This window comes from Devosia chinhatensis (genome assembly GCF_000969445.1).
Classification (GTDB): domain Bacteria; phylum Pseudomonadota; class Alphaproteobacteria; order Rhizobiales; family Devosiaceae; genus Devosia; species Devosia chinhatensis.
In genome coordinates this window covers 739,265-762,996 of the sequence record NZ_JZEY01000061.1, presented here as the reverse complement: position 1 = coordinate 762,996, position 23,732 = coordinate 739,265, and the positions used below count along the sequence as shown (strand labels likewise).

Sequence of the window (23,732 nt, the reverse complement as noted above, 5' to 3'; positions counted from 1 at the left end):
TGACCTCACACCGGTAATTCCCGTCCCGCCTTGATCGTCTCCATGGGCACATCGGTTTTGACGCTTTGTACCGAGGGGATTCGCATCAGGTGGTCGGATTGAAACCGCCAATAGGCGTGCAGGTCCGTCGTGACGATGCGCAGCAGCGCGTCGCATTCCCCGGTTGTGAGGTAACACTCTGCCACTTCCGGAAATTTTTGGATGGTCTGGGCGAACAGGTTGGTCGTCTCGGCATCCTGGGTCTTGAACCAGATGCGGGCAAACACCGTCAGGCCGAGGCCGAGGCTGGGGCCGTTGAGCACCGCGACATAGCCCTCGATAACGCCCTTTTCCTCCAACAGCTTAACCCGCCGCAGGCAGGGGGAGGGGGACAGGCCCACCGCACTAGCCAATTCGACATTGGACATACGGCCATTGCGCTGCAATGCTCGCAGAATACGGCGATCGATGGCGTCGAGGGTTTCTGACACGTTATGCGCTCAAAACTACAACAGTTGGCAGATTGTGCCAAATTGTGCGCCAAGCCTGCGATAATCGCAAGTTTATTGCGCTTTGGCTGACTTATCCTGTCACCATCACATTTTAGGATCCTACGCACATGGCGAAAGACATCAAGAAAGTCGTGCTGGCCTATTCGGGCGGGCTCGACACCTCCATCATCCTCAAATGGCTCAAGGAAACCTATGATTGCGAGGTGGTGACCTTCACCGCCGATCTGGGCCAGGGCGAGGAACTGGAGCCAGCGCGCAAGAAGGCCGAGATGTTTGGCATCAAAGACATCTATATCGAGGATCTGCGGGAGGAATTCGTGCGCGACTTCGTCTTCCCGATGTTCCGCGCCAATACGGTCTATGAGGGCCAATACCTGCTCGGCACGTCCATCGCCCGCCCGCTAATCGCCAAGCGCCTTGTCGAGATCGCCCATGAAACCGGGGCCGACGCCATTTCCCATGGCGCCACAGGCAAGGGCAATGACCAGGTGCGGTTCGAACTGACCGCAAATGCGCTCGATCCGTCCATCAAGGTGATTGCACCCTGGCGCGAATGGGATCTGCGTAGCCGCACTGCGCTTCTGGCCTATGCCGAAGCCAACCAGATCCCGATTGCCAAGGACAAGCGCGGCGAAGCCCCGTTCTCCGTTGATGCAAACCTGCTCCATACCTCGTCCGAAGGCATGGTGCTGGAAGATCCTGCCGTTCCCTTCCCCGATTATGTGCCGCAGCGCACCACTGATCCTGAAAAGGCGCCGGACCAGCCCGAAATCATTCGCATCGGCTACGAAAAGGGCGATCCCGTCTCGATCGATGGCGAAAAGCTTTCGCCGGCGGCGCTCCTCACCAAACTCAATGAGCTGGGCGGCAAGCATGGCGTTGGCCGTCTCGACCTGGTCGAGAACCGTTTCGTCGGCATGAAGTCGCGCGGGCTCTATGAAACTCCCGGCGGCACAATCCTGCTGGTGGCGCATCGCGGCATCGAATCGATCACGCTCGACCGCGGCGAGGCTCACCTCAAGGATGAGCTGATGCCCAAATATGCCGAGCTGATCTACAATGGCTTCTGGTATGCGCCCGAGCGCGAAATGCTGCAGGCCCTGATCGACAAGAGCCAGGAATTCGTCACCGGCGAGGTCAGTGTTAAGCTCTACAAGGGCAGCGCCAGCGTCATCGCCCGCACCTCGCCCTATAGCCTCTATTCGATGGACCTCGTGACCTTTGAAGAAGGCGCCGTGGCCTATGACCACAAGGACGCGGCCGGCTTCATTCGCCTCAATGGCCTGCGCCTCAAGACCTATGCGGCCCGCAACAAAAAGGCGCGCAGCTGATCTCTAGAGGGGCGGGCCGGCGTCCGCCCCTCTTGCCGAGCGACAGAGCATGCCTGGACGTATCATTATCCTCAATGGCGCACCGCGCTCGGGAAAATCCAGCCTCGCCCGGGCGGTGCAGCTTCAGGTGCCCGGGCGGTGGATCAATTGGGGGGTCGACGCCTTCAATGCCGGCCTGCCGCCTGCCCTGCTCCCCGGCATCGGACTGAGACCCGGTGGCGAGCGCGCTGATCTCGAAGAAGCGGTCAGGTCCTTGTACCGAGCGTTTTTCGCGCATGCAGCGAAGCTTTCGCGGGCCGGTTTCGACGTGGTGGCGGATCTTGGCCTTCATGCCGACTATGCCGCGCCGTTCGATCCCATGGATGTCCTTGCCATCGAATTGGCCAGCCTGCCGCTCCTGCTGGTCGGTATCGATTGTGACATCGATACGATCATGGCCCGGCGTAATGCCGATCCCCAAGGCGGGCTCTATGAGGGCGGCGCGCATGTGCCGGCTGCCGTGGCGCGCTGGCAGCAGGCGGTCCATATGCGCAAAAGCTATGATCTCAGGCTCGATATGGGTATCATCTCGCCCGAAGCCGGAGCGGAAAGGATTGCCCTGGCGCTTGCTGATCGTGCAATCGATTGCGACCCGGTTTAATCGAGCGTTAAGTGGCGCTGACTAGCTTCTGCGCCTGCGTCGGATAAAATGTAGCGGAACAAGGGGGTTCGATGCGTTCTGACGATGCGGGGAATGTTGCGGATGTAGCCGAGGCGCTGCTGCTCGATGCGGCGCTGGAAAGTATCCCCTATGGATTCTGCGTCTGGTCGCCGCAATTCCGCCTGCTGATGTGGAACAAGCATTACCGGGACTTCTACGGCTTCGCTCCCGATGCCATCCACCGCGGCATGACGCTTGAAGACGTGGTGCATCTGTCGGCGCGCCTAGGCAACCACGCCGGACAGAGCCCCGAAGTCTTTTACGAACATTATACCAGCGACCTGCTCGCCAATCGCAATGGCGCGCGCCACAAAAGCCAGGAAGTGGTCAGCGGCGGCCGCATCATCGAGACGGCGCATATCTATTCTCCCAAGCTGGGTTGGGTTGTTACCCATGAGGACATTACCGACGAGATCGCCAAGGCCGAGAGCCAGCAGAAGCGGAAGCTTGAGCTTGAGCGGCAGAATATCCGGCTCGATGCGGCAGTGAACAACATTTCCATCGGCCTCTGCATGATGGATGCGCGCGGCCGGCTGGTGATCTGCAATGAGCCTTATGCCCGCATCTACAACCTGCCGGTGCAGCTTTTGCGACCCGGGACCCAGCTCGAGGACATCCTGGGGCATCTTTTCGACATGGGCATGTCGACCGGCGGCAGCAGGGACGAATATATCGCCTGGCGGCGCGAGGTGATCGCCAAGCGCGAATATGGCAAGAATGTCCACGAGCTCAATGGGCGGACCATCATGATGCAGCATCATCCGATGAAGGATGGTGGCTGGGTCTCCACCCATGAGGACATCACCGAGCAGCGCCAGGCAGAAGCACGCATCCAGCACCTGGCGCGCCACGACGCTCTGACGGACCTGCCCAACCGCATCGAGTTCCTCGAGCAGATGGCGCGGACGCAGGCCGCACTCAAGCGCGGGGAAATGGCCGCGGTGCTCTATATCGATCTCGATCACTTCAAGGCGGTCAACGATACGCTCGGCCATGCCGTAGGCGACGAGGTGATCAAGCAGGCCGCAGTGCGTCTCTGGGGCACGACGCGCGAGACCGATCTTCTGGCCCGGCTGGGTGGGGACGAGTTCGCCCTTCTCCTCCGACCTATTGACGGCGTGGACATGGCCGCTCGAGTGGCCGACCGCATTGTCAAGGCTATGCGGGCACCGATGAACATTGGCGGACAACAGATCGAGATCGGCGCCTCCGTGGGCATCGCAGTTGGGCCAGGCGACGGCATCACCACCGATCAACTGGTCAAGAATGCCGACCTGGCGCTCTACAAGGCCAAGTCCGAAGGCCGTTCGACCTACCATTTCTTCGAGACCGGCATGGATGCCGAATTGCAGCAACGCCGCTCCATCGAGGCGGGCCTGCGCATGGCCATGCAGCGCGAGGAATTGCGGCTGATGTATCAGCCCCTGCTGGGCCTCGAGAATAACCGCGTCACCTGCGTCGAGGCCCTGCTGCGCTGGGATCACGATGAGCGCACAATTCCCCCCAATGAGTTCGTGCCGGTGGCCGAGGATACAGGCCTCATCGTACCCATCGGAGAATGGGTGCTGCACGAGGCCTGCCGGGCCGCCGCATCCTGGCCCAATGGCGTGCGGGTGGCCGTCAATCTCTCGCCGGTCCAGTTCCGGCAAAAGGATCTGGTGGGGCAGGTGCGCTCGGCACTTGCCGAAGCGCGGCTCGAGCCGACCCGGCTCGAACTTGAGATCACCGAAAGCCTGCTCCTTACCGATAGCGAGGCCACGATCGCGGCGCTGCATGAGCTGCGGGGCATGGGCGTGCGCATCTGCATGGACGATTTCGGCACCGGCTATTCGTCCCTGTCCTATCTCCGCAGCTTTCCCTTCGACAAAATAAAGATCGACCGCTCCTTCATGGCCGACCTCACGAGCCGCGACGACAGCCGGGCCATTATCAAGGCCGTGATCGGACTTGGGCAATCGCTGGGCATGGTAACGACGGCCGAAGGCGTGGAAACCGAAGAGCAATTGAGCCTCGTACGCGATTTCGGCGTGTCGGAAGTGCAGGGTTTCCTGTTCTCCCCACCGCTGCAATCCTCGACCCTTGCCAATCTTCTTCATTCCGAAGCGGTCAAGACCCAGGCCAAGCAGAAGGCGTCATGAGGGTGAGGGCCGGGCTGCACAGGCAGCTTCTCGCCCTGGCCTCCAGACGGGCCCGCCCAGCCGATGCCGAAGATATCGTTCAAGATGCCCTGCTGATTGCCATCGAGGCCGGCCGGCATGATCTCGAAGATCCGGCCAACTTGGCCTGGCTGCGCGGCGTGGTGCGCAATCGCGCGCGGCTGCATGCGCGTGGTGCGTTGCGCCGGCTGGGCCGCGAGACGAAATGGCAATCCGGTCCGCCACCAGAGACGGTGAGCGAGACGCCACCGGCTTCCGAAATGCTGGCCGGCCTGCCTCCCGCGCTCAGGACCTTTGCGGCTCTGGTCCTGACAGGCCATAATCGGCGTGAAATCGCCTATCTGCTCGATCTCCCCAACACGGCTCTGAGGCAAAGGATAAGCGCGCTCAAGCGGCACCTGCGGCGCAAGGGCTTCGCGGCACCTCACGAATTGAGCGGTCTCAGTCTCAATCTTGCGTATGGGAGGATCCGCGATGTGCTGCTGCCTGCCCTCAGGCGTCACGGAGGCCTCTTTGCCGGTCACGATCCCGACGGCCATCTTTTTATCGTGCGGCGCTCACAAACGGGGCTGGCGCGGCAATAGGATCGTGTCACCAAGCAAGGAGGGCTCGCTATGAGCTTCAAGCCGAAAAGCGCCAGCATCGTCTTCTATGTCGCGGACATTGCCCGCACGGAGGCCTTTTACAACGACACGTTCAATCTCGGCCTCATGCGGATGGAAGGGGCCGACCCGTTCTGGCTGCAGGGGCGCCTCGAAAGCGGACTCGACCTCATTTTCTTCGAAATGGAGGGGCGGCGCGGCAATACGCCGGCGGTGGTCTTCGACGTCACCGAGGGCGGCATTGACGATATCGTCGCCAATCTGGCTGAAAAGGGTATCACCATCGTCACTCCGGTGTCCGAAGCCCCCGGCGGCTGGAGCGCCGATTTTCTGGACCCGGATGGCTTTGGCCTGGGGCTTTGGCAATCGGGGGAATTGCCGCGTTCCCTGAAATAGCGGGGCGCAGGGCCATGGATGCAAACCCGCCTTGCATATTGGAACCTTGTGAAATCGAGCCTCTTGCGTTATGGACGCCGCGACCCTGCCGGAGTTCCATTTGATTTTGAGCCCGGCGCCATCATATCGCATGGTTTGTTCTGGCCAGCCCACAAGAGGATGACTCCCGTGGGGCGGTTTCGCGGATCGTGCCAACAAGGCGGACCCTCATGGCCCTGCGCAATATCGCCATCATCGCTCACGTTGACCATGGAAAGACCACGCTGATCGACGTGTTGCTCAAGCAATCCGGTTCGTTCCGCGAGAATGAGCGCGTCGAGGAACGCGCCATGGACAGCAATGACATCGAGCGCGAGCGCGGTATCACCATCCTGGCCAAGGTGACCTCGCTGATGTGGAACGAGACGCGCATCAATATCGTGGACACGCCTGGCCACGCCGATTTCGGTGGTGAAGTCGAGCGTATCCTCTCCATGGTCGACGGCGTTGTGATCCTTGTCGACGCGGCCGAGGGCCCGATGCCGCAGACCAAGTTCGTGCTGGGCAAGGCGCTTGCCCAAGGCCTGCGGCCTATCGTTGCGATCAACAAGATCGACAAGTCCGACGAGCGGCATCTCGAAGTGCTCGAGGAAATCTTCGACCTTTTCATCGCCCTCGACGCATCGCCCGAGCAGCTGGATTTCCCGGTGCTCTACGGTTCGGCCAAGCAGGGCTGGATGGCACTCGAGCCGGAAGGCCCCAAGGAAAGCCTGGCGCCGCTGCTCGACAAGGTTGTCGAACACGTGCCCCAGCCCAGCGTCGAAGAGGGCGCGTTCCGCATGCTGGTCACCACCATCGAGCGCAATCCGTTCCTGGGTCGCATCCTCACCGGCCGCATCACGTCAGGTTCCGTCAAGGCCAACGATCCTATCCACACGCTCAATCGTGAAGGCAAGGAAGTCGAAAAGGGCCGCGTCTCAAAGGTCCTGGCATTCCGCGGTCTTGAGCGTACTCCGGTCGATATCGGCGAAGCCGGCGACATCGTCGCCATTGCCGGCCTGGTAACGTCAACCGTGGCCGATACGCTTTGCGCGACCACGGTGACCAAGCCGCTCGAAGCCAAGCCGATCGATCCTCCGACCCTGTCGGTCACTTTCCGCATCAATGACGGCCCGCTGGCCGGTCGCGAAGGCGACAAGGTGCAGTCCCGCGTCATTCGCGAACGCCTGATGCGCGAAGCCGAAGGCAATGTCGCCATCAAGGTGACCCCCGGCGATGACAATGACAGCTATGACGTGGCCGGCCGCGGCGAATTGCAGCTGGCCGTGCTGATCGAAAACATGCGTCGCGAAGGCTTCGAGCTGACCATCGGCCGCCCCAAGGTGCTGATGCAGGAAATCGATGGTGTTCGTCATGAGCCGATCGAGGAAGTCATCATCGACGTCGATGACGAGCATACCGGCACGGTTGTGCAGAAGCTGACCGAGCGCAAGGGCGAGCTGACCGACATGCGTCCGTCCGGCGTTGGGCGCACCCGCATCCAGTTGCTGGTGCCCACCCGCTCGCTGATCGGCTACCAGCCCGAACTGCTCTCAGATACCCGTGGTACGGCCATCTTCAACCGCCTGTTCCACTCTTTCGTGCCCTTTAAGGGCGAGTTGCCGACCCGACGCACGGGCGTTCTCATCTCGAACGGCACCGGCCAGTCCGTGGCTTTCGCGCTTTGGAACCTCGAAGACCGTGGCCCGATCATGATCGATGCCGGCGTGGATATCTATGAAGGCATGATCATCGGCGAGCATTCCCGCGAGAACGACCTCGAGGTCAATGCGCTCAAGGGCAAGCAGCTCACCAATATCCGCACTACGTCCAAGGACGAAGCGGTGCGCCTGACGACGCCCAAGAAACTGACGCTCGAACAGAGCTTGGGCTATATTGCCGAAGACGAGTATGTCGAGGTGACCCCCAAGTCGATCCGCCTGCGCAAGATCTGGCTCGATCCGAACGATCGCAAGCGCATGAGCCGCGCAGCCAAGTCGGCCTGATCGGGTAAGGCCCTGTTAGGCGCCCTTCTCTAGAATGATGTCACACCATTGCCCGGCTTGTCCGGGCAATGTCGTTTTCAGCAAGCCTTGCAGGAGCACCGCATGACAGACTGGATCATCCAGACCATCACCGAACTGGGATATGTCGGGATTTTCCTCGTCATGCTGGCCGAAAGCTTGTTTCCGCCCATACCGTCAGAGCTCATCATTCCCTTTGCGGGCTTTGCGGCGGCCAATGGCGATCTCAACCTTGCCGGGGTCCTGGCTACGGCCACGATCGGTGCGGTGGTGGGCATGTTGCCCTGGTATTTCGCGGGCCGGTTTTTCGGACTGACCCGGGTGCGCTGGCTGGCCGACCGGTTCGGACGCTTCATGGCCATGAATTCGGACGAGATCGACGTGGCGGTGCGCTGGTTCAAGCGCTATGGCCCGATCATCGTGTTGTTCGGGCGCTTGGTGCCGCTGATCCGCACGCTGATATCCATCCCTGCCGGCCTGTCGCGCATGCCGCTGCCGCTGTTTCTCGTCGCTTCGACCCTTGGCGCGTTGATCTGGAACACTTTCCTGACCATGGCGGGCTTCTTCCTGCACGAACACTACCATGTCATCGAAGTGGTGCTCGATCCTATGAGCTATATCGTGCTTGCCTTGGTGGTGCTGATCTATCTCTTCCGCGTCGTCACCTGGAAGCCCAATCGCCCGGTTTCCGACAAGCCAGCTGAATAACACTCGTTGCATTTTGCATCCGGCTCGCATTCTGCATGGCAAGTAAGCGGTGCAGAATGCGAATATTCAGAACACCTTAACATCCGGCCCCCGTTTTGCGGGACCGGCAAACTGGCACGGTTCATGCATTTGAGTTGATGCCTGGATGAAGTGTGCTGCGTACCGGGCAAGTCAGTCATTTGGGGTCCTGCATCGCGTATTCTGATGCAGGACCCCGAAGCTTTTCTGCCGCACGGTGTCCATGCCACCAAAGGGGCCGGACTTGCCGGTTGGCGCGGCAGTGACTAGATATGCGCCAATTCATTTCCGGAGACGCCCATGCGCGCCGTGCTCGACATCATCCTCATCCTGCTGCAGCTCTATTGGTGGGTGCTGCTGATCATGATCAGCATGAGCTGGCTGATTTCGTTCAACGTCATCAACACGCGCAATCAGTTCGTCGCCGCAGTCTGGCGGGTTCTCAACCAGCTGACCGAACCGGTGCTGGGGCCGATCCGACGTTTCATGCCCAGTTTCTCGGGTCTTGATCTGTCGCCGCTGATCGCATTTCTCCTCATCTTCTTCCTGCAGTCGATCATCGGCTATTACCTCTACCCAGCCGTTGTCCGCGCAGGGATCTAGCTGGTTCCGCGCCAGCGAAACCCGAATTCTTCTCTGTTTGCGCGTCACGCCAAATGCAGGGCGCGACACGATCGGGCCTGCCGAGACGCGGGCCGACGGCTCCTCAGTTTTGCGGGTTCGCCTCGTGGCGGTGCCCGACAAGGGGCAAGCCAATGCGGCCGTTATTGCCCTGATCGCTAAAGCGCTCGGTGTGCCGAAATCTGCGGTTTCCCTGGCCAGTGGCCAGACCAGCCGCATCAAGGTGCTGTCCGTTTCGGGGGATGTAGCGCAACTCTGCGGTAAGGCCCATGCGCTGGAATCCAGCGCTATGTGATCCAGTATGGAGCCCCGCTGCCGAAGGGGTCTGATCATCCCTGGATAAGCCGGGATCGGGCGTCCGCAGCAGGGCCGCGACAAAATAGCGCAATCTCCATTGCTTAAGTCCCCAATCCGGCTAATCTCGACAGCGGGAGGAGCCCGTTGGAGGGCTGGCTGCGGACCGGGCGCAAGACCCGGACGGAACAGCGCGGGTGCCTCGGAGGAGACATTTTAGGGACTGTTCCTATGGATCTGGCACTCTGGCTGATCGTCGCCTGTGGCGGTCTGTCTATCGTTTATGGCGTCGTGACAACCCAAGGCCTGATGCGGGCCGATGCGGGTTCGGTGCGGATGCAGGAAATTTCCGCAGCCGTGCGGGAGGGCGCCTCGGCCTATCTCAAGCGCCAATACACCACTATCGCCATTGTGGGCGTCGTCATCCTGATCGCTGCATTCCTGCTGCTCGGCATCTATGCGGCCATCGGCTTCCTGATCGGCGCCATCCTGTCCGGTGCGGCGGGCTTTATCGGGATGAACGTTTCTGTCCGCGCCAATGTGCGCGTCGCCCAGGCCGCCGTCGGCTCTCTTGCCCGAGGCCTCGATCTGGCGTTCAAGTCCGGGGCGGTCACCGGCATGCTGGTAGCGGGCCTGGGGCTGCTCGGCGTCACGCTCTATTTCCTGATTCTGACCCTTATGGGTTTTGCGCCCACCAGCCGCACGGTCATCGACGCGCTGGTGGCGCTCAGCTTCGGCGCTTCGCTGATTTCCATTTTTGCCCGCCTGGGCGGCGGCATCTTCACGAAAGGCGCCGATGTGGGCGGTGACATGGTGGGCAAGGTCGAAGCCGGCATCCCTGAGGACGATCCGCGCAACCCCGCCACCATTGCCGACAATGTGGGCGACAATGTCGGGGACTGCGCCGGCATGGCCGCAGACCTGTTCGAGACCTATGTGGTGACCATCGTCGCCACCATGGTGCTGGCTGCCATCATCCTGCCCGAGCCGTTCAAGCTGGTCGGCATGGTGCTGCCATTGGCCATTGGCGGCGCGTGCGTCGTGACATCGATTATCGGCACGTTTTTCGTCAAGCTTGGCGCCGACAACAACATCATGGGCGCCCTCTACAAGGGCGTCATCGCCTCGGGCGTGCTGTCGCTGGTGGCACTGCTTCCAGTTTTATGGCTGCTGTTCGGCGACATGAACGTGGCCATCGAGACCGCCGACAAGGTCTTCACGCCCTGGTCGCTGTTCTGGTGTGGCGCGACGGGCCTCGCCATTACCGGGCTCATCATCGTCATTACCGAATATTATACCGGCACCAACCGCCGCCCGGTCAATTCGATTGCCGAAGCCTCGGTGACCGGCCATGGTACCAATGTCATCCAGGGCCTTGCCGTCTCGCTGGAATCGACGGCACTGCCGGCGCTCGTCATCATTGCCGGCATCATCGTCACCTATAGTCTGGCCGGGCTCTTCGGTATCGCGGTTGCCGTCGCAACCATGCTTGCCCTGGCAGGCATCATTGTGGCGCTCGATGCCTTCGGGCCGGTGACCGACAATGCTGGCGGCATTGCCGAGATGGCTGGCCTGGACAAGGAAGTGCGCCACAATACCGATGCGCTCGATGCAGTGGGCAATACGACCAAGGCCGTCACCAAGGGCTATGCCATCGGCTCGGCCGGACTTGGCGCCCTGGTGCTGTTCGCGGCCTATACGGAGGATCTCAAGCACTACTTTACCGACATCAGTGTCAATTTCGACCTCGCCAATCCCTATGTTGTCGTCGGCCTGCTGTTCGGCGGGTTGCTGCCCTTCCTTTTTGGCGGCATGAGCATGACAGCGGTGGGCCGCGCCGCCCAATCGGTGGTGGTGGAAGTGCGCCGCCAGTTCAAGGCCGATCCGGGTATCATGGCGGGCACGTCAAAGCCCGATTATGCGCGGGCCGTCGACATGCTCACCCGGGCCGCGATCAAGGAAATGATCGTGCCTTCGCTCCTGCCGGTGCTTAGCCCCATCGTCGTCTATTTCGTGATCCTGTGGATCGCCGGTCAGGCCAATGCCTTCTCTTCACTTGGCGCCATGCTCATGGGTGTCATCGTCACCGGGCTTTTCGTCGCCATTTCCATGACGGCGGGTGGCGGCGCCTGGGATAATGCCAAGAAGAGCTTCGAAGACGGCTTTACCGACAGCCACGGCGTCACCCACCACAAGGGAAGCGATGCGCACAAGGCTTCAGTCACCGGCGACACGGTCGGCGACCCCTACAAGGACACGGCGGGCCCAGCCGTTAACCCGATGATCAAGATCACCAATATCGTGGCATTGCTGCTGCTCGCCGTGCTGGCGAATAACGGAATGTAATGCAGACGCAGTCTGCACTGGATGGAGCGGGCCCGGTGCGAAAGCTCCGGGCTTTTTTCTATGACCATGTCGAACAGACCGGTTACCGTTCGCTGTCATGTTGTCCAACAAGGAGAGTACAGTATGAGTAAGTCCATCACTGTTCAGGGGATCTATGCCTGCCTTGCCGTGGCCGATTTCGAACGTGGCGTCATTTTTTACACAAGGCTCATGGGCCGGGCGCCCGATGACCAGCCCATGCCCGGCATGGCGCAGTGGCGGAACATGAATGGCGCGGGCCTCCAGCTCTGGCATGAGCCGGAAAATGCGGGCCATGGTCGCACGACCATTGTTGTCCCCGTCATGGACGATGAGCGGCGCCGACTGGCCAATGCCGGTCTGGCGCTCAGTGCAGACATGGTTGGTGATTGGGGAGTGGTCGCCCAGATTGCCGATCCCGATGGCAATCAGATCACGCTAGCCGAGCCACCAAAGGGCTTTGTGGGCTAGGCGCCTGACCGCGGCGCGATCATCTCGGCCAGCCGCGCCAGTACTTTTTCCCTCTCGCGTGTCAGTCCCTTGTAATCGAGCTGTTCGGGCGTCAGCGCTGTCACCTGTTCGATGAGGGCGGTGGCGATCCGGCCTGCCTTGGGGTGGCGCTCAAGCGTATCGAGACCATGCAGCCCGATGCGGATGGTGAAAGCCATGGCTCCGGTCTCAGGCAGCTTGCGCAGGGTCTGCCGTTCGACCCGCAGGAAGACGGGACCGGGGCGGCCGCTATGTCCGAACCGTGCGGTATCGGGGCCTGACACATCGGGATGAAACAGTCTGTCGTCGCCATAGAGCGAGAAATTCCAGCGGATCATCGGCGTTTCCGGCCGCGCCGCGTCGAACATGCGGGCCATGATCTGCGCGGATCTGGTGCCCGGCCCGAAGCCTGGTACCGGCTCGTGGATGGCGTCGAGAACATGCCCCATCTTTTCGGCCAGTATCCATGAGGACGGAAAAGCCAGCGCGCCCGCCGTCAGGCGCCAGCCCTCGGCATTGCGCTCAAGCAGCAGCAGATCGTCCTGCACCAGCCGCGCGGCGGCCAGCAAAGGGCTCTCGTCGGCGCCAAGCGCCACAGTCTGGCCCGTTGGACCAACCTGCATCTCCTGACCATGGCGTTGCCAGTGGGCGGGAAAGCGCTGCGGCAGGTAGTCGGCCAGCAGCGCCAGCAATTCGGCCTGGGCGGGGCGGCTGGCCGGAATTTCGGCAAAGACGGCATCGTGATTGTCGCGCCATAGCCGGGCTTTCTCGATCAGCTGCGCCTCCATGGCGGCATCCGGTTCCAGCCAGTCGGCGGGATCGAGAGGCCTCGTTCCGATCTGGAACAGGCGCGTGGACAGGTCATAGGGCGGTTTGGTCATGACGTCATTGAGACCATGGGGCCCGGATTTGACAAGGGGCAGGGCCTTGACTTGCGACCGGCCTTGCCTGACTGGCTCACACTGTCTGTCGGGGAGAATTTCATGCGTCAGTCCATTGCACGTCTCGTTGCCACGCCGGCCTGGGAGCGGGTTATCGTCGGCATCATCATCGCCAATTCGATCATCCTCGGTCTTGAAACCGATGCCGGCATCATGGCCGCCTATGGGCCGCTACTGCACGGCCTCGATACCATCATCCTGGGGATTTTCGTCGTCGAGATCGTGCTGCGGATCATCGCCTTCGGCCCGCGCTTCTTCCGCGATCCCTGGAGCCTGTTCGACTTCGCCGTGGTGGTCATCGCGCTGATCCCGGCCAGCGGCCCCTTCCAGGTGCTGCGGGCGCTGCGCATCCTGCGCGTGTTGCGGCTGGTCTCGGCCATGCCGGCGCTGCGGCGCGTGGTGGGCGGGCTGATCGCGGCGCTGCCGGGCATGAGTTCGATCATCGTGCTCATGGCCATGCTGTTCTATGTCGCGGCGGTCATTGCCACCAATCTGTTCAGCGCCAGCTTTCCGGACTGGTTCGGCTCGCTGGGGGCGTCGCTCTATACCCTGTTCCAGGTGATGACGCTGGAGAGCTGGTCCATGGGCATCGTGCGCCCGGTCATGGAAGCCTATCCACTCGCCTGGATGTTCTTCGTGCCCTTCATCCTGCTGTCGACCTATGCAGTGCTGAACCTGTTTATCGGCGTCATTGTCTCTGCCATGCAGGAAGAGACAGAGGCCAGCGCTTCGGCCGACCGGCAGGCGCTGCATGACGATACTGCCAACGTCCTGACCGAGATCAGGGCGCTGAGGGCTGAAGTGAGCGCGCTGCGAGAAAAGCTAGACCGATAAGGGTCGCAATAGAGCCCGACCGGCTCCTCTGGCAATCCGCCCGAAGCCAGCCGGACCGGTGCTATTCAACCACCTTGAGACCGGGCAGGTTCTGGCCATTCTGGTGCAGGACCAGCGACTTCACGTCGCCCTCCGTCACGTCGAAGGTAATCTGGGCGTCGACGATCTTGTAAAAGAACTGCGTGTCGCCTTCTGGAAAGATTTCATAGGCGCCCTGTCCGGTGAGCTGAGCAAAAAGTTGCCCATCCTGCTCGGTAACGCTGAGCACCACGCCCGGGGCGAGCACATAGTCGCCGACATAGTCGTCAAAAAGGGCGGGGTCGATTTCCACCGCGGTGCGCAACTGGGGCTGTTCGTTGAGCGGAATGGCGGGATTGAGCAGGTGCATGCCGATATCGTTGACGCCCCGTTGCGCCGCCATATTGGTCAAGACAACCACGCCATTGCCGCTGGCGCGGTCGAAGCCGGCGAAACTGGTATAGCCCCCGGTCATGCCATTGTGCCAGACGATTTCGCTCTGCCCGGTGGTGGTGATGAACCAGCCCAGCCCGATGCTGGTGCCTTGCTCGACCGGCATGGTGCGCGCCAGCATGGTCTCGAAGGCAGGGGCGAGCGACGTCTGCGTCTGACCGCTGGCGGCGGCGACGAACTTGATCAGGTCGGTGCTAGAAATGATCAAGGCCCCGGCGGGCGCAAAAACCTCGAAATCCCAATTGGGTGTGGCCTCGCGGGCGGTGTTGTGCCCGGTCGCCATGGCGGGTAGCTCCTGGCCGGTCATTTCGAGGCTCGATGCATCCATGCCCAGGGGCTCGAGAACACTGGTGGTCAAAAGGGTGACGAAATCGCTCCCTTCGACAGTCTCAAGCGCCAGTCCGAGCAGGGCCGTGCCCAGATTGGAATATTCGAATTGCTCGCCAACCGGCCTGGCGAGTTCAGCGTCGGCAAACCAGACCGCAAGCGCGTCGGCGCCAAAGCCCGAATAAGGGTTGTCGATGCCACGGGAAAGGATTTCCTCAGGCAGGCCGGTCAGGCCGGCATGATGAGTGGCCAGATCGAAGGCGGTGATGGCACGATTTCCGGTCTCCGGCACGGCGAAACCGTCCGGCAGATAATCGGTAATGGGCGCGTCGAGGTCAATCTTGCCGTCGTTTACGGCTTGAGCCAGCAGGAGATTGGTGAAGACCTTGGTGATCGAACCAGCTTCGAACAGCGTCTCTTCGGTCACTGGGTCGGTGCCGTCGACTTCAAGCGTTCCGTGGGAAATGAAGCGGGTCTCGCCGTTTTCGATGATCGCGACGGCAATCCCGACATTGGCCTGGTCGCGGCCGATGCGGTCCCCCAGGATCTTGGCGATATCGGCATCGGATGGCATGGCAGCCTCCTGAGCGGTGGCAGGGAGCACCATCAGGCTTGCAGCAACGAGGGCAACGAAATGCTTCATGAAAATGGCCTCCGGCAGACGATCTGTTGACCGTACAACGCCGAAGGCCGCGATTGGATCGAAAGATCAGGCCTTTGAGGCCATTTCCATCGACTTGCGGATCACATCGCGGGCCTCGTCGATGCCGCCAATCCGGTCGATCCGGGCCCATTTGCCTGGTTCGAGATCCTTGTAATGGGTGAAGAAGTGCTTGACCCGCTCCAGCTGGATTTCCGGCATGTCGCCGATATCCTGGATATTGTCATACATGCGCGTCAGCTTTGAAACGGGCACGGCGATGATCTTTTCGTCCTGGCCGCCATCGTCTTCCATGAACAGCACGCCGACCGGCCGCGAGCGCACGACGGCACCGGGCACCAGGGGGCGCGAGTTCATCACGATGACGTCAAGCGGGTCGCCATCGCCGCACAGGGTATGCGGAACGAAGCCGTAATTGCCCGGATAACGCATCGGCGTATAGAGAAAACGGTCGACGAACAACGCGCCCGAATCCTTGTCGATTTCGTACTTGATCGGTTCGCCGCCAAGGGGAACTTCGATGATGACGTTGAGATCGTCGGGGGGGTTCTTGCCGGTGGGGATGGCGTCGATATTCATGTCTTGCCTTGTCTCGCCGTGGGGAGGGACGGAATGGGGGTGGTTCTGCCCACAATGGTCTGCAAAGGCAAGCCACAAATCAAGAGCGACCGCCCGCTGGCACGGCCCAATCTCCCGGATTAACTGCCCAGCCTCTTACTTGACGATCAGGACTGGAATGGGCGAACGGGCCAACACTTCCGCGGCCTGGCTACCCAGCAGCAAGCGTGCCAGGCCGCGCCGTCCATGCGACCCCATGACGATGGTGTCTATGCCGCGATCGACAGCGGTGGACAGGATGGCTTCGGCCGGTCTCTGGTGTGGAACGTGCAAAGTCTGCGTCGCAATTCCCGCGGTTTCCGCCCGAATGTGTGCGCTGGCCAGCAGGGTCTGGGCCGCCTGGGCATAGCTCTCGTCCAGCTTGGCCAGAATTGGTCCTGCATCGATAGTGCCGAACCCACCCGATCCATATCCGCTGCCCACAGGGTCGGTCGCGGTCACAATGAGAAGGGGGGATTTTTGGGCCTTGGCCAGACCGATTGCGGCATCAAGAGCCTTTTCAGCGAGGTCCGATCCATCGATGGCAACCAGAAGCGACGTGAACATGACGATCCTCCTTGTTCCACCCATCTTCCCATGGCCATGATGGGAGCACATTGATCTCGATCATATGCGCGACGAGGAGGAGCCGTTATGAAACCACCAAGGATCAAGGCAGTCCTGGCCGGATCGTTGCTCACGCTCGGAGCAAGCGCGGTGCCGATTCTGGCCCTATCCGGGGCAGTGAGCGCCTATACCGATCTTGATCTCGATCAGTGCCTCGTGCTGGATGCCGATGATTTCGGTGCCAGCTGGGCCTGCCCGGGCTACAAGGGATACCCGGTCATGGTGCAGGAAGGCGACCTGCGATTCTCACTGCGCTATGGTTTCAATGTCGACAAGAATGATGCTGGCTTCCAGACTCTGCCACCCTTCAACGAACTGGGGTCGACGCTGGAATGGCGCCTGTCCAATGCCTCGGGACGGTGGATGCCCATTGCCACCATCGTACGCTACCACACCGCCGACCCAGAGACCGGGGTCAACAAGGGTCAGGTTCTGGTCGTAACCCAGATCAAGGAAGGCGATACTTGTCACATTGCCTATGTGGACGCACTGGCCAACGAAGATGCCAATGAACTGGCCCGGCAAGCGGCAGACAAGGCGGGGGATTTCAGCTGCATGACCGACGAGGTCGAGGTGATCGGTGCCTTCGAGGCCTATTGACCGGGTTCGTCCTCGGCGACGCGACCCCGGATCTGGTTTCGTAGGATCGTCCGGTCTCGGCTCGAGACGCCGATCAGTTCGGCGATGCGCCAGACCATGTTGTCCTCCAGCTCATGATTGGTGCGGTCGGCAAAGACCACGGTCCACATCATGCGAATGATCTCAATGCGGTCGCTCATCTCGAGCTGGATCAGGCCGCTGGTGAATTTATAGAAATCCACCGCTTCGGCATCGTGCCGCGCCGCATCCTGGATCAGCTTGTCGACGCTGGTCGACGTCAGGTCATAGTGATCCATCAGCGCGCCGCGAATGGCCTGCCGCTCGGTTTCCTGCATCACGCCATCAACGGCAGCCAGATGCACAAGCAGCGCGGCGACGGCCAGCTTGGGGTCGGAGAGATCGGCTTTGGCTTCGGGCTTGGCAAACAAGCGGGTCAGGGCGTCGAACAGGGCGGTCTCCATCACGGCATCGGGCTCATTCCCGCAGAGGCCAGTAACGCGAAGTCTCGGGCATTCGTGCCAAGGGCTCAACGCATTAGGGTTCCCATCACGCGCTCTTGAGCAGAGCTGATGCACACCGGCCACACCAAGATCGATGAAAAGGGACTCGACTCCTGGCAGATTCGGAGTCTAGATGTTCCTGTTTTGTTCATGCAGCGGTTGCCAGATGCAGGCCCCCAATCATCAAGAGCGCCTTACCGCGCTACGGGACGTCATTGCCGATATCGAGCGCAAACCAGCCTTGCTGGAGGCGGCGCGTCGCTCCGACCTCAATGATAAGGGCGATTTTCCTGTTCTGCCCGGAGGCCTGGTGCAGGAGATCTTTGCCGATGATCTGCGCATGGGGGGCGCCAGCCTGGGTTTTGCCCTGACCCAGGCCAAGGGATTGCTGACCCCTAAACGCCCGGTCGTCTTTTATCTCTGCCTGGCCGAGGACGGGCAAAGGCAAGGCATGCCCTATGGGCCGGGTCTGTCCTGGTTCGGGCTCGATCCGGCCCGTCTGGTCATCATCCAGGCTGGCGACATGACCGAACTGCTCTGGGCGGCCGAGGAGGTGATGGCCTGCCGCGCCGTGGCGGCGCTGGTGGCCGAAATCCGCGGCGAGCCCAAGCTTCTCAATTTTACCGCCAGCCGCCGCCTCAGCCTGCGCAGCGCCAGCAGCCACGTCTCGCTGTTCCTGCTGCGCTATGGCCATGGCCGCGCCAGCAGTGCCGGCCATCTGCGCTGGCATGTCCAGCCGCAACGCAGCGGACGGCTGGCTCACGACGACAGGGCACCAGGCGCCTCACGCTGGCATGTGCAGCTCGAAAAGGGCCGTATTGCCGGCAATCGAACGCAATGGGTGCTGGAGTGGACCAAGAATGGCTTTGCAACTCTCTCTCAGCCCGCATCGGAACGGCGTCCCGCATCGCCGGTTCCTGGTTCTCTATCTGCCGTACTGGGCCACGGATTATCTCAAGCGGGCTGATGCCCGATTGCAGGATGTGCCGCTGGCGCTCTACGAACGCATCAAGGGCGGGTTGCGTCTTGTGGCGCTCGATCCGCATTTAAGGCAGGACGGTTTGCGGATCGGACAGAACCTGGCCGATGCCCGAGCCATCCGACCCGACATGGTGGTTCAGGAAATCGACCGCGCGCTGCTCGAAAGCGCCTTCGGGACCTTTGCCGACTGGCACTCCAATGCCAGCCCGCTGGTATCGGTCATGACCGACATGGCTGCCTATGGCGATCTCGTACTCGACATTACCGGGGTCAGCCATCTTTTCGGCGGGGAGGCAGCCATGTTGCGCCATGTGCTCACCCGGCTCAGGGTGCTGGGCTATACGGTTTCGGGCGCCATTGCGCCCACGATTGGTGCCGCTTGGGCTGTCAGCCATTTCGCTCGCAGCCAGGTGGTAAGTGCGGATAGTCTTGAAACGGTTCTGGATGATCTGCCGGTGGCCGGCCTGCGCCTGTCGGAAAGCCAGAATGCCACGTTTCTTCAGATGGGACTGGTCACGATCGGCCAGGTTCGGCAGCGGCCCCGCAAGCCGCTGCAGGCCCGCTTCGGCGCGCAGCTGCTCCTGCGGATCGATCAGGCCTATGGGCAGATCCAAGAGCGGATGGCGCCCCGCCTGCCGCCGATCGAGCATCATGCAGAAAGGCGTCTGGCCGAGCCGATCAGCCTGATGGACGATGTGCTGCTGATCACCCATGACCTGGCTGTCACGCTGGGTTTCAAGCTCGAAGCCGCAGGGCTGGGGGCGCAGACATTCCATCTTTTTCTCTATCGCGTCGATCACAAGGTGATGACGCTATCGCTCAACGCGGCGCGGCTAACCCGTGATCCCGGGCACGTCACCGATCTCTTCCGGCATCGCGCCCAGCGGCTGGCGGGGGAATACGACGCCGGCTTCGGGATCGACATGGTGCGGCTGGCCGCGTCCAGTCTCGAGCCTCTCGATGCGGTCCAGACGGGAGCCTTTTCCGTCGAGAACGGGCTAGAGGATATCGATCGGCTCAACGATCGGCTGTCCAGTCGGCTGGGACCCCAGGCGGTCTTGCGCAGCATGCTTGTCGCCTCACGCCTGCCCGAAAGGGCCGAGCAATTCGTGCCGGCGCTCGTGGCCGGAGAAGCAAAAATTGCCATTCCCGATCTTCGGCGACCCTTGCGTCTCCTGCCCAAGCCGGAGCGTATACAGATCATGGCCGAAGTTCCCGATGGCCTGCCCGCCTCGATGATGTGGCGGCGTCAGGCCTATCGGCTGGTCAGGGGCGAAGGTCCCGAGCGGCTGGGAGCGGAGTGGTGGCGCAAGCCGATGCGGCTCGAGCTGGTGACGCCGCCCGTTTCTAAACCGTCCGAGCCGGGTGAGGAGCCCCAAGCCTACATTCCCGATCTGGTGCGCTTCGAGCCCGATGCGGCCACGCGGGACTATTATGTGGTCGAGGATAATGAGGGGCGCCGCTTCTGGGTCTTCCGCCAGGGCTTTTACACTGGCCCGGTGGCGCCGGTCTGGTATCTGCATGGATTTTTCGCATGAGCGAGCGCCCACAGCACCAGCCCGAGGGCATCGATCCGGCAGAGCCGTCATATGCCGAATTGGTCACCACCACCAATTTCTCCTTCCTGCGCGGCGGGTCGCATCCCGAGGAGCTGGTGGCCCATGCCATGGCCATGGGCATGACCGCCTTGGGCGTATGCGACCGCAATACCTTTGCCGGAGTGGTGCGGGGCTATGTGACGGCGCGCGACAACAAGTCGGTCAATCCGCGTTTTCGCTATCTGGTCGGGGTCAGGCTGGCCTTTGCCGACGGCACGCCCGAGATCATTGCCTATCCCACAGACCGGGTGGCCTATGGCCGGCTCTGCAAACTTTTGACCCTGGGCAACAGGCGCGGCGAAAAAGGCGAGCCCGTTCTCTATTTCGAGGACCTGTTCGGCTCGGGCCATCCCGCTGATCTCTCGGTCCAGGGTCCACCGGAAGATTTCTCGCAAGGACAACTCTTCATCCTTGTGCCGGAGGAGGCCGACTGGGGCAGGACGGAAAGAACGCTCGACCATCTCAGCCGACAGGCACCCGACCGGGTCTGGGTGGCGGGCGTCCCCTATTTCGATGGACGCGATCGGGCCCGCCTCAATCGGGTTGCGGCCCTTGCCAGGCGGCATGGCGCCCGCATGCTGGCCAGCAATGACGTGCGCTATCACCGTCCCGACCGGTCCATCGTCCTCGATGTCGTGACCTGCATTCGTGAACATGTGACGCTGGAGCAGGCCGGGTTTCGTCTTGGCGCCAATGCGGAGCGCCATCTCAAGCTGCCCGAGGAAATGGCCCGGCTTTTTGCCGAACATCCCGACGCCATTGCCCAGACACAGGTTTTCTGCGCCCGGATCGGCTTTTCGCTGGACCAACTCAAATACAATTACCCCGAAGAAACCATAGGCAATGGAGAGACCGCCCAGCAGACGCTGGAGCGCCTGACCTGGGAGGGGGCGGCAAGGCGCTATCCCAATGGGGTGGTCAACGCCGTCAAGGAAAGCCTTTGGAAGGAGCTCTGCCTCATCGCCTATAAAGGCTATGCCGCCTATTTCCTCACGGTGCACGACATCGTCGACTATGCTCGATATGAGCGCAAGATCCTGTGCCAGGGACGGGGTTCGGCGGCCAATTCCAGTGTGTGTTTCTGCCTGGGCATCACCGAGGTCGATCCCACCAAGCGCACCTTGGTTTTTGGGCGGTTCATCTCCACCGAGCGGGACGAGCCACCCGATATCGACGTCGACTTCGAGCACGAACGACGCGAGGAGGTGATGCAATATGTGTACAAGAAATATGGCGGCCGGCGTACCGGGCTGACTGCCAATGTCATCACCTATCGCTCCAAGGGCGCCATTCGCGAGACAGCCAAGGTTTTCGGAGTGTCGGACGACGTGGTGGCAGCCTTCAACCAATTGCACTGGGGCTGGGGCAGCAAGCTCGACCTGCGCGATCTCAAGAGTATTCGGCTCAATCCCGACGATCCGGTCCTGGCGCAGATGTTCGAGGTGATCAAGGTGCTGCGCGGTTTTCCGCGCCATTTGTCCCAGCATGTGGGCGGCTTCGTCATCACCCGCGATTCGCTGGAAAGCCTGGTGCCGATCGGGCAATCGGCCATGGACAGCCGCGCCATCATCGAATGGAACAAGGACGATATCGATGCCCTGGGCATTCTCAAGGTCGATATCCTCGCCCTGGGCATGCTGTCCTGCCTGCGCCGAGCCTTTGAATTGCTGCGCGTTCATTACCGCAAAACCTATACCCTGACCGATCTTCTGGCCGAGGAAACCGGGGAGGGGCCCATGGACAAGTCGCGGGTCTATGCCATGACGCATCGCGCCGATACGCTGGGGGTGTTCCAGATCGAGAGCCGCGCGCAGATGACCATGCTGCCCCGGCTCAAGCCTTCAAAATTCTACGATCTGGTGATCGAGGTGGCCATTGTACGGCCAGGACCCATCCAGGGCGGCATGGTCCATCCTTATCTGCGCCGCCGCGACGGTACCGAGTCTTGGGAGCCAAAGCCCGGCGATGCCTTGGACGAGGTTCTGCGCGAAACGCTGGGTATTCCGCTTTTTCAGGAGCAGGCCATGCAGATGGCGATCAAGGGCGCCGGGTTCACCCAAGGGGAGGCCGATCAGCTGCGGCGCGCCATGGCGGCATGGCGGCGGACCGGCAAGATGGAGATTTTTGAACAGCGCTTCATCGCTGGGATGGTGGGCAATGGCTATGACACTGAATTTGCCGAACGCTGCTTCGCCCAGATCAAGGGCTTTGCCGAATACGGGTTTCCAGAGAGTCACGCGGCCAGCTTTGCCCTGCTCGTCTATGCGTCCTGCTGGTTCAAGTGCCATTATCCGGATGTGTTTGCCTGCGCCCTGCTCAATTCGCAGCCGATGGGGTTCTACGCGCCCAGCCAGATCGTGCGCGATGTGCGCGAACACGGCATCGACGTGCTTGAGGCCGACGTCAATCTTTCCGACCTCGAATGCGTGCTCGTGCCGACAACCCGCAAGGTCGGCGACCATCTCTGGGTCCGCCATGCCGACATGACCCAGGATATTCTATCCGACAGGGCCATCCGGCTGGGCCTGAGCTTTGTGGAGGGACTGGCGCAGAACGATATCAACCGCATCGTGGCGCGACGGGGATCGGGCTATGCCTCCATCCGCGACCTCTGGCTGCGCACGGGCGTGCCTGTGGCCAGCCTCGAGAAGCTGGCCCGTGCCGATGCCTTCGCGTCCATGGGTCTCAATCGTCGCGAGGCGCTCTGGGCCGTCAAGGGCCTGGTCGGCCAGCACGGCGCCGAAACACTGCCACTCTTTGCCGCCTCCGACCTGCCGGCTGATCTGCCGCAAGAACAGCAGGCGGGTTTGCCGCTGATGGCACAGGGCGAAGAGGTTATTCATGATTATTCGACGCTCTCGCTTTCGCTCAAGGGCCATCCGGTGCAGTTCCTGCGCCCCATGCTGATGCAGCGGGGCACGACCCGGTCCGAAAACCTGGCCTCGGTAGCGCCTGACATCGTCGTCGAGGTCGCGGGGCTGGTTCTGGTGCGTCAACGGCCCGGCACAGCGAGCGGGGTCATCTTCGTGACGTTGGAAGACGAGACGGGTGTGGCCAACATCGTTGTCTGGCCAAAGCTTTTTGCCGATGATCGTCTGCGTAAAATCCTGCTTTCGAGCCGTATGCTGGCGGTGCGCGGAAAAGTGCAGTCCGCCCATGGCGTCATACATGTGGTGGCCGAGGACATGGTCGACCTGACCCCCCAATTGCTCGATCTTTCCCATGGCAAGGATTTCGGCGATCGCATTCTGGCCCGCGCCGATGAAGGCAAGTCGGGGCCCGATCGGCCTGAAAGCCGCAACCGCGAAGCGTTGCGGGAAATCGAACTGGCCCGTCGGCGGGCTTATGCCGCGCTGCCGGGGGGGCGCAATTTCCACTGAACA

The 23,732-nt window shown here is 61.6% G+C and carries 22 protein-coding genes; 16 read left to right on the top strand and 6 right to left on the bottom strand.

Features of this window, described 5'->3' with window-relative positions; translation table 11 throughout:
* Nucleotides 1-5: 5 nt before the first annotated feature.
* Nucleotides 6-470 (bottom strand): Lrp/AsnC family transcriptional regulator, encoded by a 465-nt coding sequence (locus tag VE26_RS14040; protein WP_046105803.1) that lies wholly within the window; start codon nt 468-470, stop codon nt 6-8.
* A gap of 128 nt (nt 471-598) precedes the next feature.
* Between VE26_RS14040 and VE26_RS14035 the strand changes: the two genes are divergently transcribed.
* The 11 genes from VE26_RS14035 (at nt 599) to VE26_RS13985 (ending at nt 12,194) form a co-directional block, all read left to right on the top strand.
* Nucleotides 599-1,822 (top strand): argininosuccinate synthase, encoded by a 1,224-nt coding sequence (locus tag VE26_RS14035; protein ID WP_046105802.1) that lies wholly within the window; start codon nt 599-601, stop codon nt 1,820-1,822.
* 49 nt (nt 1,823-1,871) lie between these two features.
* Complete coding sequence (locus VE26_RS14030) at nt 1,872-2,462, top strand: phosphotransferase-like protein (protein ID WP_046105801.1); 591 nt, start codon at nt 1,872-1,874, stop codon at nt 2,460-2,462.
* Nucleotides 2,463-2,533: 71 nt separating this feature from the next.
* Nucleotides 2,534-4,660, top strand: a complete 2,127-nt coding sequence (locus VE26_RS14025) for a putative bifunctional diguanylate cyclase/phosphodiesterase (RefSeq protein WP_046105800.1) — start codon at nt 2,534-2,536, stop codon at nt 4,658-4,660.
* The gene (locus VE26_RS14020; RefSeq protein WP_046105799.1) at nt 4,657-5,262 is read left to right on the top strand and encodes an RNA polymerase sigma factor; all 606 of its coding nucleotides are present in this window, start codon (nt 4,657-4,659) and stop codon (nt 5,260-5,262) included. The genes VE26_RS14025 and VE26_RS14020 overlap by 4 nt, the downstream gene beginning before the upstream one ends.
* Before the next feature lie 30 nt (nt 5,263-5,292).
* Nucleotides 5,293-5,676, top strand: coding sequence for a VOC family protein (locus VE26_RS14015; protein WP_046105798.1), 384 nt, complete (start codon nt 5,293-5,295; stop codon nt 5,674-5,676).
* A 209-nt stretch (nt 5,677-5,885) separates the two neighbouring features.
* Entirely contained in the window at nt 5,886-7,700 is a 1,815-nt protein-coding gene (gene typA / locus VE26_RS14010; protein ID WP_046105797.1) for a translational GTPase TypA, read from the top strand.
* Nucleotides 7,701-7,802: 102 nt separating this feature from the next.
* Nucleotides 7,803-8,426: a DedA family protein gene (locus VE26_RS14005; protein ID WP_046105796.1), complete on the top strand. Its 624-nt coding sequence runs from the start codon at nt 7,803-7,805 to the stop codon at nt 8,424-8,426.
* A gap of 318 nt (nt 8,427-8,744) precedes the next feature.
* Nucleotides 8,745-9,047 (top strand): YggT family protein, encoded by a 303-nt coding sequence (locus VE26_RS14000; RefSeq protein WP_046105795.1) that lies wholly within the window; start codon nt 8,745-8,747, stop codon nt 9,045-9,047.
* Between the two features lie 37 nt (nt 9,048-9,084).
* Entirely contained in the window at nt 9,085-9,360 is a 276-nt protein-coding gene (locus VE26_RS13995) for a DUF167 family protein (protein ID WP_342018451.1), read from the top strand.
* 230 nt (nt 9,361-9,590) lie between these two features.
* Nucleotides 9,591-11,705, top strand: coding sequence for a sodium-translocating pyrophosphatase (locus tag VE26_RS13990; protein WP_046105793.1), 2,115 nt, complete (start codon nt 9,591-9,593; stop codon nt 11,703-11,705).
* A gap of 123 nt (nt 11,706-11,828) precedes the next feature.
* Complete coding sequence (locus VE26_RS13985) at nt 11,829-12,194, top strand: VOC family protein (RefSeq protein WP_244465708.1); 366 nt, start codon at nt 11,829-11,831, stop codon at nt 12,192-12,194.
* Here the strand turns inward: VE26_RS13985 and VE26_RS13980 are convergent.
* Nucleotides 12,191-13,093 carry a heme-dependent oxidative N-demethylase family protein gene (locus tag VE26_RS13980; protein ID WP_046105792.1) on the bottom strand — a complete coding sequence of 301 codons (903 nt, stop codon included), beginning with the start codon at nt 13,091-13,093 and terminating at the stop codon, nt 12,191-12,193. The two genes, VE26_RS13985 and VE26_RS13980, sit on opposite strands and share 4 nt — an antisense overlap.
* A gap of 102 nt (nt 13,094-13,195) precedes the next feature.
* Here VE26_RS13980 and VE26_RS13975 point away from each other — a divergent pair, with 102 nt between their 5' ends.
* The gene (locus VE26_RS13975; RefSeq protein WP_046106377.1) at nt 13,196-13,987 is read left to right on the top strand and encodes an ion transporter; all 792 of its coding nucleotides are present in this window, start codon (nt 13,196-13,198) and stop codon (nt 13,985-13,987) included.
* Nucleotides 13,988-14,048: 61 nt separating this feature from the next.
* Here the strand turns inward: VE26_RS13975 and VE26_RS13970 are convergent, their stop codons facing one another.
* The 3 genes from VE26_RS13970 to VE26_RS13960 form a co-directional block, all read right to left on the bottom strand.
* Nucleotides 14,049-15,428: a serine hydrolase gene (locus VE26_RS13970; RefSeq protein WP_052715931.1), complete on the bottom strand. Its 1,380-nt coding sequence runs from the start codon at nt 15,426-15,428 to the stop codon at nt 14,049-14,051.
* A 66-nt stretch (nt 15,429-15,494) separates the two neighbouring features.
* Entirely contained in the window at nt 15,495-16,025 is a 531-nt protein-coding gene (ppa, locus tag VE26_RS13965) for an inorganic diphosphatase (protein ID WP_046105791.1), read from the bottom strand.
* A gap of 135 nt (nt 16,026-16,160) precedes the next feature.
* On the bottom strand, nt 16,161-16,610 hold the full coding sequence (locus VE26_RS13960) for a universal stress protein (protein WP_046105790.1): 450 nt from the start codon (nt 16,608-16,610) through the stop codon (nt 16,161-16,163).
* An 87-nt stretch (nt 16,611-16,697) separates the two neighbouring features.
* On the opposite strand from VE26_RS13960, the gene VE26_RS13955 reads away from it, so the two are divergent.
* Nucleotides 16,698-17,270, top strand: coding sequence for a hypothetical protein (locus VE26_RS13955; protein WP_046105789.1), 573 nt, complete (start codon nt 16,698-16,700; stop codon nt 17,268-17,270).
* Here VE26_RS13955 and VE26_RS13950 read toward each other — a convergent pair.
* Nucleotides 17,264-17,731 (bottom strand): tellurite resistance TerB family protein, encoded by a 468-nt coding sequence (locus VE26_RS13950; RefSeq protein ID WP_052715929.1) that lies wholly within the window; start codon nt 17,729-17,731, stop codon nt 17,264-17,266. The two genes, VE26_RS13955 and VE26_RS13950, sit on opposite strands and share 7 nt — an antisense overlap.
* A 205-nt stretch (nt 17,732-17,936) precedes the next feature.
* Here VE26_RS13950 and VE26_RS18120 point away from each other — a divergent pair, with 205 nt between their 5' ends.
* Genes VE26_RS18120 through VE26_RS13935 form a run of 3 tightly spaced genes read left to right on the top strand, consistent with a single transcriptional unit; the run spans nt 17,937 to nt 23,729 of the window.
* Nucleotides 17,937-18,737 (top strand): ImuA family protein, encoded by an 801-nt coding sequence (locus VE26_RS18120; RefSeq protein ID WP_052715928.1) that lies wholly within the window; start codon nt 17,937-17,939, stop codon nt 18,735-18,737.
* Entirely contained in the window at nt 18,631-20,289 is a 1,659-nt protein-coding gene (locus VE26_RS13940; RefSeq protein ID WP_160297855.1) for a Y-family DNA polymerase, read from the top strand. The genes VE26_RS18120 and VE26_RS13940 overlap by 107 nt, the downstream gene beginning before the upstream one ends.
* Entirely contained in the window at nt 20,286-23,729 is a 3,444-nt protein-coding gene (locus VE26_RS13935; RefSeq protein ID WP_046105788.1) for an error-prone DNA polymerase, read from the top strand. The genes VE26_RS13940 and VE26_RS13935 overlap by 4 nt, the downstream gene beginning before the upstream one ends.
* The last annotated feature ends 3 nt before the right edge of the window (nt 23,730-23,732 follow it).

Bases quoted from the DNA above. Each gene is read 5' to 3' on its own strand.
- VE26_RS13955 (WP_046105789.1), top strand. From the start codon at position 16,698: ATGAAACCACCAAGGATCAAGGCAGTCCTGGCCGGATCGTTGCTCACG.
- VE26_RS13990 (WP_046105793.1), top strand. From the start codon at position 9,591: ATGGATCTGGCACTCTGGCTGATCGTCGCCTGTGGCGGTCTGTCTATC.
- VE26_RS14035 (WP_046105802.1), top strand. From the start codon at position 599: ATGGCGAAAGACATCAAGAAAGTCGTGCTGGCCTATTCGGGCGGGCTC.
- VE26_RS13985 (WP_244465708.1), top strand. From the start codon at position 11,829: ATGAGTAAGTCCATCACTGTTCAGGGGATCTATGCCTGCCTTGCCGTG.
- VE26_RS14005 (WP_046105796.1), top strand. From the start codon at position 7,803: ATGACAGACTGGATCATCCAGACCATCACCGAACTGGGATATGTCGGG.
- VE26_RS14000 (WP_046105795.1), top strand. From the start codon at position 8,745: ATGCGCGCCGTGCTCGACATCATCCTCATCCTGCTGCAGCTCTATTGG.
- VE26_RS13975 (WP_046106377.1), top strand. From the start codon at position 13,196: ATGCGTCAGTCCATTGCACGTCTCGTTGCCACGCCGGCCTGGGAGCGG.
- VE26_RS13970 (WP_052715931.1), bottom strand. From the start codon at position 15,428: ATGAAGCATTTCGTTGCCCTCGTTGCTGCAAGCCTGATGGTGCTCCCT.
- VE26_RS18120 (WP_052715928.1), top strand. From the start codon at position 17,937: ATGCAGGCCCCCAATCATCAAGAGCGCCTTACCGCGCTACGGGACGTC.
- VE26_RS13940 (WP_160297855.1), top strand. From the start codon at position 18,631: ATGGCTTTGCAACTCTCTCTCAGCCCGCATCGGAACGGCGTCCCGCAT.
- typA (WP_046105797.1), top strand. From the start codon at position 5,886: ATGGCCCTGCGCAATATCGCCATCATCGCTCACGTTGACCATGGAAAG.
- VE26_RS13935 (WP_046105788.1), top strand. From the start codon at position 20,286: ATGAGCGAGCGCCCACAGCACCAGCCCGAGGGCATCGATCCGGCAGAG.
- VE26_RS14015 (WP_046105798.1), top strand. From the start codon at position 5,293: ATGAGCTTCAAGCCGAAAAGCGCCAGCATCGTCTTCTATGTCGCGGAC.
- ppa (WP_046105791.1), bottom strand. From the start codon at position 16,025: ATGAATATCGACGCCATCCCCACCGGCAAGAACCCCCCCGACGATCTC.
- VE26_RS13980 (WP_046105792.1), bottom strand. From the start codon at position 13,093: ATGACCAAACCGCCCTATGACCTGTCCACGCGCCTGTTCCAGATCGGA.
- VE26_RS14030 (WP_046105801.1), top strand. From the start codon at position 1,872: ATGCCTGGACGTATCATTATCCTCAATGGCGCACCGCGCTCGGGAAAA.
- VE26_RS13960 (WP_046105790.1), bottom strand. From the start codon at position 16,610: ATGTTCACGTCGCTTCTGGTTGCCATCGATGGATCGGACCTCGCTGAA.
- VE26_RS14020 (WP_046105799.1), top strand. From the start codon at position 4,657: ATGAGGGTGAGGGCCGGGCTGCACAGGCAGCTTCTCGCCCTGGCCTCC.
- VE26_RS13950 (WP_052715929.1), bottom strand. From the start codon at position 17,731: ATGGAGACCGCCCTGTTCGACGCCCTGACCCGCTTGTTTGCCAAGCCC.
- VE26_RS14025 (WP_046105800.1), top strand. From the start codon at position 2,534: ATGCGTTCTGACGATGCGGGGAATGTTGCGGATGTAGCCGAGGCGCTG.